Annotated in this window: 11 protein-coding genes; 6 read left to right on the forward strand and 5 right to left on the reverse strand. The window is 46.1% G+C overall.

The window, feature by feature from the left end:
• From ACWIP2_RS05630 to ACWIP2_RS05645, 4 genes are all read left to right on the forward strand, one after another.
• On the forward strand, positions 1 to 645 hold a 645-nt coding region (locus ACWIP2_RS05630), incomplete at its 5' end, for a PD-(D/E)XK nuclease domain-containing protein (RefSeq protein WP_448518930.1).
• A gap of 86 nt (positions 646 to 731) precedes the next feature.
• Complete coding sequence (locus tag ACWIP2_RS05635; protein WP_448518931.1) at positions 732 to 2321, forward strand: ATP-dependent DNA ligase; 1590 nt, start codon at positions 732 to 734, stop codon at positions 2319 to 2321.
• Positions 2322 to 2854: 533 nt separating this feature from the next.
• Positions 2855 to 3757, forward strand: a complete 903-nt coding sequence (locus ACWIP2_RS05640) for a universal stress protein (RefSeq protein WP_448518932.1) — start codon at positions 2855 to 2857, stop codon at positions 3755 to 3757.
• Between the two features lie 61 nt (positions 3758 to 3818).
• On the forward strand, positions 3819 to 4511 hold the full coding sequence (locus ACWIP2_RS05645) for a Crp/Fnr family transcriptional regulator (protein ID WP_448518933.1): 693 nt from the start codon (positions 3819 to 3821) through the stop codon (positions 4509 to 4511).
• 5 nt (positions 4512 to 4516) lie between these two features.
• Here the strand turns inward: ACWIP2_RS05645 and ACWIP2_RS05650 are convergent, their stop codons facing one another.
• On the reverse strand, positions 4517 to 5311 hold the full coding sequence (locus ACWIP2_RS05650; protein ID WP_448518934.1) for a hypothetical protein: 795 nt from the start codon (positions 5309 to 5311) through the stop codon (positions 4517 to 4519).
• A gap of 96 nt (positions 5312 to 5407) precedes the next feature.
• Between ACWIP2_RS05650 and ACWIP2_RS05655 the strand changes: the two genes are divergently transcribed.
• Positions 5408 to 6310, forward strand: a complete 903-nt coding sequence (locus ACWIP2_RS05655; RefSeq protein WP_448518935.1) for a histone deacetylase family protein — start codon at positions 5408 to 5410, stop codon at positions 6308 to 6310.
• A 6-nt stretch (positions 6311 to 6316) separates the two neighbouring features.
• Here the strand turns inward: ACWIP2_RS05655 and ACWIP2_RS05660 are convergent, their stop codons facing one another.
• Together ACWIP2_RS05660 and ACWIP2_RS05665 are read right to left on the reverse strand one after the other, a co-directional pair.
• A complete protein-coding gene (locus tag ACWIP2_RS05660) occupies positions 6317 to 8377 on the reverse strand; it encodes a SpoIIE family protein phosphatase (protein WP_448518936.1) in 2061 nt (686 codons plus the stop codon).
• A gap of 148 nt (positions 8378 to 8525) precedes the next feature.
• Positions 8526 to 9776, reverse strand: a complete 1251-nt coding sequence (locus ACWIP2_RS05665; RefSeq protein ID WP_448518937.1) for an MFS transporter — start codon at positions 9774 to 9776, stop codon at positions 8526 to 8528.
• Between the two features lie 81 nt (positions 9777 to 9857).
• Here ACWIP2_RS05665 and ACWIP2_RS05670 point away from each other — a divergent pair, with 81 nt between their 5' ends.
• The gene (locus ACWIP2_RS05670) at positions 9858 to 10184 is read left to right on the forward strand and encodes a HesB/IscA family protein (protein ID WP_448518938.1); all 327 of its coding nucleotides are present in this window, start codon (positions 9858 to 9860) and stop codon (positions 10182 to 10184) included.
• 197 nt (positions 10185 to 10381) lie between these two features.
• On the opposite strand, the gene ACWIP2_RS05675 is transcribed toward ACWIP2_RS05670, so the two are convergent.
• A complete protein-coding gene (locus ACWIP2_RS05675; RefSeq protein WP_448518939.1) occupies positions 10382 to 10930 on the reverse strand; it encodes an inorganic diphosphatase in 549 nt (182 codons plus the stop codon).
• 33 nt (positions 10931 to 10963) lie between these two features.
• Positions 10964 to 11549: chloride channel protein (locus ACWIP2_RS05680; protein WP_448518940.1), on the reverse strand; the 586-nt coding region annotated here is incomplete at its 5' end.

Consider the following 11549-nt stretch of genomic DNA (forward strand, 5'->3'; position numbering starts at 1 on the left):
GAAATCCTCAAAGGGCGCATGTTGTACGACGTGTCCAACATTCAAATTTCTATGGCCGAAGCCGATAATTTTGACATAGACAACCTCAGTCTGGAAACCCTGCTCTTCCAAACAGGCTACCTCACGATAATGGAAATTGACAGATTCAGGCGCTACCGATTGGGTTATCCAAACTTAGAAGTGGAAGAATCCATGATTCAGTATATTCTGGCGGCTTATGCAGGTAATAATAAAACTTCGCTGGCGTATGATATTGCTGTTTCGGTAGAAAATCACGACATGGAAAGGCTTGTTCAAACCATTAATGCGCTGTTTTCTGCAATCCCCTATCAATTATTTGACCAGCACCGCGAAAGATATTTTCATGCTATCCTCTTTCTTGCCTTCAAACTCTGCGGCTTTTACATCCAATCGGAAATCAGTGTGGCAACGGGGCGCATTGACGCGGTGATGCACTACGAAAACCGCCTCTATATTTTTGAGTTCAAACTCAACGATACGGCGGAAAGCGCCCTGCAACAAATCCACGAAAAGGGCTACTACAACGCCTACCGCAATCAAGGTAAAGAAATTTACCTGCTCGGCATCAGCTTTTCCGCACAAACCAAAACCATCGCCGAGTGGAAAATGGAACGGTTGACTTAAACATTTTGAATTCTTTGCGGTAAAGTTTGAACCGCTGTGTACCCAGAGGCAAAAATGCAAAGCCCGCCAAGATTATTGAGAATCACATGAAAGCCTTTGCCGAACTGTTCGCCGAGTTGGATACTACCAACAAGACCAACGCTAAACTGGATATTTTGAAAAAATATTTGGCAGAAGCGCCTGATGAAGACAAGTTGTGGTTACTGGCGCTGTTCAGCGGCAAACGCCCGCGAAGGCAAGTAAGCGCTGCTCAACTGCGCCAATGGGCAGCCGAAGCGGCAGGCATTCCCGACTGGCTCTTTGAAGAAAGCTACCACATCACAGGCGACCTGGCAGAAACGCTTTCGCTCATCCTGCCTACACCTGTAAGAACTCACAATCAGACGCTTAGCTATTGGATTGGTTTTCTGCAATCCTTAGGCGGATTAGACGAAGAAAGTAAAAAAGCCAACTTGATGGAAGCCTTTGAGCAACTCTCGGCGCAGGAACGCTTTGTTTTCATCAAACTGATGACCGGCGGATTTCGCATCGGTATTTCGCAGCAACTCATTACCCGCGCTGTAGCCGAGGTTTACCAATTGGACAAAGCCGAAGTCGCTCATCGCCTCATGGGAAACTGGGAGCCGCAGCAGACCACTTTCCGCGAACTGATTATCGGCGAAGATACGGCGCAGTCGCTTTCCAAACCCTATCCTTTTTGTCTGGCGCATCCATTAGAAGAGGAAAAAATCAGCGATTTAGGCGCGCCACAAGACTGGCAGGCAGAATGGAAATGGGACGGCATTCGCGGGCAACTCATTGTGCGTCAGGGGCAAATATTCATTTGGACGCGAGGCGAAGAACTCGTTAACGATAAATACCCCGAACTCGCGCCACTGGCGGCGATGTCTGTCTCTTGTGTATTGGATGGCGAACTGATGGCATGGCAGGACGATGCGCCCCTACCCTTTGCCGAACTGCAAAAACGCATCGGCAGAAAAACGGTCAGCAAGAAACTGCTGGCAGAAATTCCCGTTGTCTTTGTCGCTTATGACCTGCTGGAATATGAGGGCGCAGATTATCGCAATCGCCCGTTGGCAGAGCGGCGGCAGGCGCTGGAACAAGTCGTGGCGCAAACTGCACACGCTAACCTGCGCATTTCGCCAACGGTCAGTTTTCAGTCGTGGGAAGCGTTGGCGACCATCCGACAAAGCGCCCGTGAACATGCTGCCGAAGGGCTGATGCTGAAAAAATTAGCAAGCACTTATCAGACAGGGCGTGTACGCGGGCACTGGTGGAAGTGGAAAGTGCAACCCCTAAGCATTGACGGCGTGCTGATTTACGCCCAAAAAGGGCATGGCAGGCGCGCTACACTCTACACCGACTACACTTTTGGCGTTTGGGATGGGGACAAGCTCGTTACCTTTGCCAAAGCCTATTCCGGTCTGACAGACAAGGAAATTGCCCAAGTAGATGCTTTTGTCAAAAAAAACACCTTAGAAAAGTTCGGCCCTGTGCGCACCGTTAAGCCTGAACTTGTTTTTGAAATCGGGTTTGAGGGCATTCAGGCATCTAACCGCCACAAGAGCGGCGTGGCGCTTCGTTTTCCGCGCATTTTGCGTTGGCGCACCGACAAAAAGCCCGAAGATGCCAACACACTTGCCGATTTGCAGGCATTGGCATCTTCGTACCAATAATAAATAATGGCGTAGATCTTAGAAATATGCTGCCTGACCTTACAACTGTTTTGTAATTCCCGGAATCACCATCGGCGCAGGCATTACCCGTCCCTACTCCCAGATAATTGGGGGTGAGGACTTTCTTAGAAGCCCAAGTCTCTTCCAGGCTGATGATTTGCCCTGCATAAGCGATCGTTTGCCCAATCAGCGCAAGCATTGTGCGGAGACATCTCTGCCCCGTCGTTAGTAGGCTACCCTTTGCATATAGAGGCAAAAAACTCGTTATGTTTGGTCTGGTACATGTCGTTCTCCTCTCCGGCGATACTCCCACACCCGCCCCGAATGCGTCCATATATTGCAGGCGGAAGGCAGGTGGTAAATCCGCTACACCCACTCCTGATTTGAGCAACCTCTGATGGATTCATTAAACGTACGCGTTGTGTACAGCGCATTAACTTTTCTGAAATTTATGAACAATGATGACAAAAGTCATTAAAGTTTTGCTCATTGAGCCTATACCTTTGGTTAGCAAATATCATTGATCTATCGCTATGAATATCCTGAGAGCTAATACCAATACAACACAAACCTCTGCCACGCAAGGACGTACGCAGATCATTGTACCTATTGACTTTTCGGAAAACTCGCTGACAGCGCTCAACTATGCAATGGCAATAGCAGCTAAAACGGGTGCTGAGGTAACACTATATCACAGTTTTTATGTGATGACAGAGGTACAGTTTGCAACAATTGACCCCAGCTACTTGAATGTGCAAATAGATAATCAGGAACTTTACTGGAACGAGCGTCTCGAAGTACTGAGGGATCAGTTAGAGAAGCCTTCCTATGCAGACGGCTCTCCTGTATCGGTCAAAGTGTTGGTCAAAATGGGCTTAGTTGCCGATGATGTAGGCGAGATGGTTAAGCGGGGTGAGTATCAATTAGTGGTGATGGGTACAAAAGGTGCAAGCGGGTTGGGGCGCATCTTATTAGGATCTGTAGCCGGTGCAGTTGCTGAGCAGGTTAGTTGCCCGATATTGATTGTCCCGCAGGGCACAAGCTACAAAGGGATCTCTAACATAGTGTATGCGACAGACTTTGACGAAGCGGATACAGCAGTCATAGATGATCTCCTATCGTTTGGTGAATTATTCGACAGTAAACTGATCTGCCTGCACATTTCAGCAGATCAGGCAAAGGTAGATACCGATTTATTGTTGATGGAAAGTCTTAAAAACAAGTACTGGCATATTTCAGGCGCGCGGATCGAGTTTGTGTTGCAAACTGCCCAAAGTGTTGTATCAGGTATCCGCGACTATCTCAACGCGCATCCGTCAGAGTTATTAGTGGTACTCAATCAGCAGCGCAGTTTCATCGAGCGACTGTTTGAACCAAGCATCAGCAAAGAGTTTGCCTTCACATCAAACCTGCCGCTATTGATTCTGAAAAAATAAAATACAAGATTTTCCTGACAGTTTTGTATATTTGAATCAGCAAACTTCAACATACAAAATTATGAAATCAGCAACACCTGTTTGCCACAACTGTAAAAGCAGAGGGCAATCATTGTTCAGTTTTTGTCGAATAGCAGAAACTGAACAAATCAACTCAAGCAAATCAACACAGATATTTCGCAAAGGCGATTACATTTTTCTAGAAAACAATGTGCCTGCGGCTTTGTACTGTATCAATAGTGGGACGGTGAAAATCAGTAAACTAAGTTCTAATGGCAAAGAACAAATCATGCGCATTGCCCACGAAGGCAATTTTTTGGGCTATCGCTCGCTGATTTTAAAAAGCAAGTACACTTATTCAGCAGTAGCCTTGGAAGAGTGTCGTATATGTGTCATTCCTAAAGCAGACTTTTTTGCACTACTGCGCAATAACAACGATTTTTATCAGGCACTGATGGAAATGATTTGCAAAGAAGCCGACGAAGCCGAAGCAAAACTCAGCGACCTTGCACATAAGCCTGTTCGAAGTCGCATAGCAGAGGCGCTACTACTACTCGCTAACTCATCTACCGAAGAAGACCATGCCATTTCCCTCACCCGTGAAGATCTGGCAAGTTTTGTAGGTACAGTTAAAGAAACCGCTATCCGCGTGATCTCGGAATTGCGCGAAGCCAATATTATTAGCATTGACAAGAGAAAAATTCGCATTTTGCAGCCACAAATGCTGACACACATCAGCAATGTGTACGATTAGGCAGGCTACCAGTCAGGTTTGCTACGATCTGGGCGACGGTTGGCGGGGCGCTGCATTTGTTGCAGGTATTGTACCTCTTTGTTGCGAATACCCTCGAGTATGTTTTTGGCTTCTTCTTCTGTCATCTTAACCTGTTCCAATCGTTTGCTGCGCAATTGGCTACCGCCTTTCCCCTCTTCCACGTCGCCTTTTTCGGAACTTTGTTCGTCTTTATTGCCTGTTTGCGCATTGTCTTTGGCTTGCTGACCCTGTTGTTGCTGCTGCTTATTTTCTGCATTCTGTTGCTGCTGCTGGCGATTTTGATTTTGCTGCGATGGATCTTTATTGTCCTGTTGCCCTTGTCCACCCTGCTGTTGCTTCTTGCTTAACAAAGCATAAACCGCCTCGTAGTTGTAACGAGCGGCTTGATTATCGGGAGAAGCACGTAGGCTGTTGCGCAGGTATCGTAGCGCGTCTTCCAGCTGTCCACTTTGCGCCTTAATAACAGCAGCTTGCTGGAAGGCAACCGTTTGCACTGCCTTGTCTTTGCTTTTGGCAGCTTGTTCATAGTATAGTAGCGCCATGTCATATTCCTTTGTCTGGAAATAGGCATGTGCCAGATTCAGCAATACGGCAGCCTCTTTGACCTGATAGCGTTCTACCAATGTCTTATACTTATCTATTGCCACGTTCCAAAATTTTCTCTGAAAAGCAACTTCCGCCTCCCGCTTTAGCCGGTTAATAGCTGCAATATCGCCAATATCGGCATGAGCAACGGCAGCACTAAGCAGCAACCAGCCCAATAAAACTCTCAGAATCATAACAAAACATGCTTTAAGCGATGCGAATGTACGAATTTCAGCAGGTAGTTTTGCTGTGTGTATAAACATTCTGCGGCTACAAACAGATTATCCGATATGTTAAAAATAGCTTGGTCGCCTATTTACCATCATCCGCTACCGGAAGGGCACCGCTTTCCAATGGAAAAATATACCCTGCTTCCCGAGCAGCTTTTGTATGAGGGCACAGCCACTAATGATAATTTTTTTGCCCCGCATCCTGCCGCAGAAGCTACCATACTCGCCAGCCATGACCAGACTTGGTGGGAAAAACTCAAAAGCCTGCAACTCTCTCCAAGCGAAATACGCAAAACAGGCTTTCCGCTGTCTGAAAGCCTGGTGCAGCGCGAAATTGTTATCCTACAGGGAACTATTCAGGCAGCGCTTTTTGCCCGGCAGTATGGTGTAGCTATGAACATAGCCGGTGGTACGCACCATGCCTTCACTGACCGTGGTGAGGGGTTTTGCCTGCTCAATGATGTTGCTGTCGGGGCGCATTATCTGCTCAATCAGGGATTGGCGCAGCGCATTCTGATAGTGGACTTAGACGTACACCAAGGCAACGGTACTGCGCAGATTTTTGCCAATGACAGCCGTGTATTTACTTTTAGCATGCACGGCGAAAAAAATTACCCGCTACAAAAAGAAAAATCGGATTTGGATATCGGATTGCCCGATGGGGCAGACGATCAACTCTATCTGACAACGCTCTACAACATGCTTCCGCGCCTCATAGACAAGGTACAACCCGATTTTATATTCTACATTGCAGGTGTGGATATTCTGGCAACAGACAAACTCGGTAAACTCGCGGTCAGCAGAGAGGGTTGCAAGCAGCGCGACCGATTTGTACTACAAACCTGTAAGACAAACAATATCCCGATAGCTGTCAGCATGGGAGGCGGATACTCGCCGCGCATAGCAGATATTATTGAGGCACACAGCAATACCTATAGACTTGCGCAGGAAATTTTTTTCTGATAAACCTCAGAAGCGAATACCGATCACTGTAATGTCATCGGTTTGGATTTCATCGTTGCGCCACATTTTGTGTGTTTCTGAAAGGATTTCTTCTTGGCGCGAGGTATCGGCGCAGTAGATATCTTTGAGGAGTTGGCGGAAAAACTTCCGTCCAAATTTAATAGGTGGCTGTCCGCCGTCGGCGTTGCCAAACTGATCCGTATAGCCATCTGTACAGAGGTACAGCATATCACCACGCATACAGTGCCATGTGTGATTATTGACCGTGCGTACTACTTTCGTATTGATAATACCGCCTACGGCAAACTTATCGCCTTTGATTTCGTGTATGGTATCGTTGCGCACAATGTAGGCAGACTGGTGTGCACCGGCAATAACAAGTTCTTTGCTGTGCTGGTTGTAGACAAAAATGGTCATATCCATTCCGTCTTGTCTGTTAGAGGATAACTCATTCTGCTTCAGCGTTTTAATAACGCCTGTATCCATTTTCCTGATAATTTGAGCAGGATCTAACAATCGCTCCATCACAACAATTTGGTAAAGGAGATTGCTACCGATAACCGACATCAGCGCACCGGGTACGCCGTGTCCGGTACAATCTACAACTGCCATTACAGCAACAGGCTCGCCCCGATCATTGACCATTTGGCGAAACCAGTAAAAGTCGCCACTGACAATGTCCTTAGGTTTATAAAGTATAAAGGACTGGCTAAAGCAACGCGCAATTGCCTCTTTTTCAGGCAGGAGTGCGGACTGAATGCGCTGCGCATAATTAATACTGGAGGTGATATTTTTATTTTTCAACTTGATTTCGGAAAGCGCTTTCTCTATCTCGCCTTTCTGCTGTGCAATTTTCTCGTTTTGGCTTTGGATTTCTTCTGTCTTTTGCTGTACCTCTTCAAATTTGTAGATCAACTGCGCATTCAGTTCTTTTTGTTCCTTGATTTTCTTGTCCAACTGATACGACATATTGCGGAAACTGCGAGCAAGTTCGCCTATTTCGTCTTGTCGCCTGAACATCCGTCCGTCCGAAATAATTTCATTCCACTCACCCTCAGCCATTTCTTCGGCTGCCTGATTGAGCGAAACGATCGGCTGTGCAAAGTAGCGACCTACGACAATAGCTATCACCGTTCCTATACCGCAGATAATCAATGCAATACGCGCGTAGCGATCGCCCAAAAACAGAATAGGTTTGAAGATAATTTCTTTAGAAGCCTTCGCAATAATGATCCAGCCGCTGCCGGCATAGTCCAGATACCCCTTTTGAGTCTCGAGTACGTAGATCTCTTTATCTGTACTTATGAAGCGGTTTTTCTGGCTGAAGGTAGGTGATTCTATAATTTTTTTAATGTACTTGATGTCAGGATAGCGCTTGGAAAGCGCTGCAAACTTATTTTTATTGGAAAACAAGATATAGCCATCGCTGTCTACTAGCACGATCTCTAAACTCTTGCGCAACTCGTCCTGCAAACCTTCACCACCGATAATCTGATTGAACAAGTCATGTAATTTGTTCATCGCCACCCGCGCAACGAGTACACCTACATACTGCCCTTTCTCGTCCCGAATTTTTTTGGCAAAGTGAATCACGGGTATTTTCAGGGACTCGGATTTGGAAACTTCCATCGTAAAGTCCTTCACTTGCAATTCAGGCCAGTATTTGGAATAGGTATGCTTTCTGCCTACATTTTCTATGCGCGTATCGGCAATGTAATTACGGGAAGTATCGAAATAGGTAAGGCTCTGATAAAGCGGGAAGGCAATGGCTAACTCGTCAAGCCGGCGCTGAACAGCGTTATTTCGCTCGCGTTGCTTAACTGCATTATTGGATAGCGGCGCACTGAAAGCAGGATCCTGCGAAATAGAAAACAGATCTTTCTTTCTTTCGTACAAAAAACGATCAATACCCGAAATGGTCAGAGAAGTCTCTTTAAGGAGCGACTGCTTGATGTCATTTTCTATTGACTGTCGCGCTTCTGTGTAGGAAAAATAGAACGCAGGCATGCTGCCCAGCAATACCATTGCTACACAAAGCACAACCATCTTAAAAGAAATACTCCTCATCCGAAACTAAAGTAGAAGTTAATTACATCGCCATTAGGTTAAAGTGCGTAAAGATAAATGATTTTCCTAAAACATCACCGCCATCATGTAACCTGTCAAAAATCAAAATGTTGTATGCCGCACACAATTGGATAAAAAATGAGTATATCTACTCACTTTTAACTACTTGTAAAATCGGCAAAAACACACGAAGCAATAGCCATGCCGATATAAAAATAAGTCCGGCTCCACCAAAAATGAGTTTGTAACTACCGGTTGTTTCCAACAAATAACCAATGAATGAAGAAAAAACACTACCACCAATAGCGCCGCTCATACCTGCCAGTCCCGACATAGACGCTACCGCATTTTTAGGGTATAAGTCAGTAATAATTGTGAAAATGTTGGCAGACCAGCCCTGATAAGCCGCTGCTGCCAGTGCGACCAAAGCAATAGCGCCGGCGGCAGAGGGCATATGCGCAGCCAGCGAAACAGGCACTGCCAACAGGGCGCATACGAGCAGTGAATTACGACGGGCATAGTCCAAAGATCGCCCCTGCCTCAACCAGAACGAGGACAGCCAGCCTCCCGATACGCTGCCCAAGTCGGCTACCAGAAAAAGTACAATTAGCGGCAGGCTAAGTGCTTGTAGTTGTAAGCCATATTGCGCATACAAAAACTTAGGCACCCAAAACAGAAAAAACCACCATACCGGATCGGTGATAAACCGCATCAGGCAAAGCGTCCAAGTCTGGCGGAAAGCGAGCAATTGCCCCCAGCGCACAGGGGGCGCGCCTCGCTGATCTTCTGCTTGTATGTAGGCCAGCTCTTTAGGGCTAAGTACAGAATGCCGTTCGGGTCTGGTGTACATTTTCCACCAGAAAATCAGCCAGATAAAGCCCAATGCACCTGTAATAATAAATGCCCATTGCCAGCTATAATAAGTCGCAATCCATGGAACGGTTAGCGGCGCAAGGATTGCTCCAATATTTGACCCTGAGTTAAAAATACCTGTTGCCAGCGCTCGCTCTTTGGGCGGAAACCATTCAGAAACAGTTTTCAGGCAGGCAGGGAAGTTGGCAGCCTCACCGATGCCGAGCGTAAAACGTGCCACTAAAAAACCTGCTACGCTACTTGCTAGCGCATGACCCATTCCCGCCACACTCCAGACCACAATAGCTACTGCAAAACCAATGCGCGTACCAAACCTGTCCAGAAAATAGCCCGTAGATGCCATGCCAATTGCATAGGCTATCTGAAAAGCCATTACAATGCGGCTGTAGTCAATTTCATTCCAGCCAATTTCAGATTGAAGAACGGGCGCCAAAATACCGATCACCTGCCGATCAATGTAGTTAATCGTGGTCGCAAAAAATAGGAGCGCCAATATGCGCCAGCGATAATTCCCGATTTCAGTCATAGAGAAGAACTATTTACATAATTTTGCTGTTAGCCAATATGACCGAATGGTTTCAACAGTAAAAAATCCATCTTGTTTTGTATGATCAGCGTTACAGAGAAAGCCAAAAATAAAATAAGAGAACTGCGTTTGCAAGAAGGCAAAACCGACAACCACAACATCCGTGTAGCTGTAAAAGGCGGCGGGTGTTCAGGTTTGATGTATGACCTTGTATTTGATGACACTTTACAACCAAGTGATCAGATTTTTGAAGATAAAGGCATCAAAATCATGGTAGATAAGAAAAGCCTGTTGTACTTGGTAGGCACTACTCTCGATTTTTCGGATGGTCTAAACGGCAAAGGTTTCCAGTTCATCAATCCCAACGCCTCGCGCACCTGTGGATGCGGCGAGAGTTTTGCAGTATAATGCGTTGGTTTTCAGGACTTAGTAAATCAGTTTAACATGAGTCATCCTGAATTTTTGGAAAGCTGATTACGCAGATTTTCACGGATTTCTATGCGCTGTTTCTTTCCTGATTCAAAAAATAATCAAAAAATCTGTGTTATTCCTTGTTATTAGCCTGCATCCGTCTTTCTGAATTTTTGGGATGACTCTTATCATTTTTACACTTGTCGCTTGCCGAAGATTTCTTTGTACAGCTCAACGCTTTCCGCAATGATTTGCCCTGCCATCTCGCGGTTGAGGAAGTCTTCTACCACAACGGTTTTATTTTCCAGTTTTTTATAGTCCTCAAAAAAATTGCGCATCTCCGAAATGTAGTATTTGGGCAGCAAAGAGATGTCCTCAATATGATTTACACTTGGGTCGCCTGCTGCTACGGCAATAATTTTATCGTCTGCCTCGCCGTTGTCCAACATGCGCATCACACCAATAGGTCTTGCCTCCACAATACACATCGGAACAATCGCAATCTGTGAAAAAATCAGGATGTCTAAGGGGTCTTTATCATCGCAATAGGTTTGCGGAATAAAGCCGTAATTGGCAGGATAGTAAACCGAAGAGTACAGTACGCGATCTAATTTAATCAAGCCGCTGTCTTTATCCAACTCATATTTGGCGCGTGTGCCTTTAGGAATTTCAATGATGCCATTCACTAATTTCGGGCAGGTTTCGCCTGGGTGAACATGATGCCAAGGATTGAATGAGGTCATTACCATATGAATTTAAAAAGAAGCAAAATTAGGCTATAACTCGCTAATCTTTCGCGATTTTTTTCGCAGATGCAGCCCGTGCTTAACGCTGCCAACGATCTGTGAGCCGTAAATGCCCGTATGTCCCGAAAAGAGGTAAGCCACTACGCAGGCAAGCGCAATAAAAACGCCGCTTTCCACTCCGAACAGTTCAATGCCCATCAGCGTACAGGCGATTGGCGTATTGGTTGCTCCCGCAAAAACGCCAACAAACCCCATGCCTGCCAGCAAAGCAACAGGCAACGGAATCAGTTCGCTCAGTGCATTACCCAACGTAGCACCTACAAAGAATAGCGGCGTAACTTCACCGCCTTTGAAGCCTGCTCCAAGTGTGAAAGTAGTTGCCAATGTTTTGACGAAAAAATCATAGAAAGGCAAATCGTCTGCAAAGGCAGCCACAATGGTTGGTACACCCAAACCGATGTACTTTGTCGTGCCCGATGCCCACACCGCCAAAGCAATGATTGCGCCACCTGCAACAGGTCGCAAAGGCGCATAATGGATATAATTTTTGAACAGATTTTGCCAGAAATGCGCCATTTTGGAAAAAAGCAACGCCGTGAGTCCAAAGCAAATGCCT

Source organism: Rhodoflexus sp. (genome assembly GCF_053489755.1).

What these genes read in the sequence shown, in the direction of transcription:
- ACWIP2_RS05640 (WP_448518932.1), top strand. Translation starts at nt 2,855, where the DNA reads ATGAATATCCTGAGAGCTAATACCAATACAACACAAACCTCTGCCACG.
- ACWIP2_RS05650 (WP_448518934.1), bottom strand. Translation starts at nt 5,311, where the DNA reads ATGATTCTGAGAGTTTTATTGGGCTGGTTGCTGCTTAGTGCTGCCGTT.
- ACWIP2_RS05675 (WP_448518939.1), bottom strand. Translation starts at nt 10,930, where the DNA reads ATGACCTCATTCAATCCTTGGCATCATGTTCACCCAGGCGAAACCTGC.
- ACWIP2_RS05635 (WP_448518931.1), top strand. Translation starts at nt 732, where the DNA reads ATGAAAGCCTTTGCCGAACTGTTCGCCGAGTTGGATACTACCAACAAG.
- ACWIP2_RS05655 (WP_448518935.1), top strand. Translation starts at nt 5,408, where the DNA reads ATGTTAAAAATAGCTTGGTCGCCTATTTACCATCATCCGCTACCGGAA.
- ACWIP2_RS05645 (WP_448518933.1), top strand. Translation starts at nt 3,819, where the DNA reads ATGAAATCAGCAACACCTGTTTGCCACAACTGTAAAAGCAGAGGGCAA.
- ACWIP2_RS05660 (WP_448518936.1), bottom strand. Translation starts at nt 8,377, where the DNA reads ATGAGGAGTATTTCTTTTAAGATGGTTGTGCTTTGTGTAGCAATGGTA.
- ACWIP2_RS05670 (WP_448518938.1), top strand. Translation starts at nt 9,858, where the DNA reads ATGATCAGCGTTACAGAGAAAGCCAAAAATAAAATAAGAGAACTGCGT.
- ACWIP2_RS05665 (WP_448518937.1), bottom strand. Translation starts at nt 9,776, where the DNA reads ATGACTGAAATCGGGAATTATCGCTGGCGCATATTGGCGCTCCTATTT.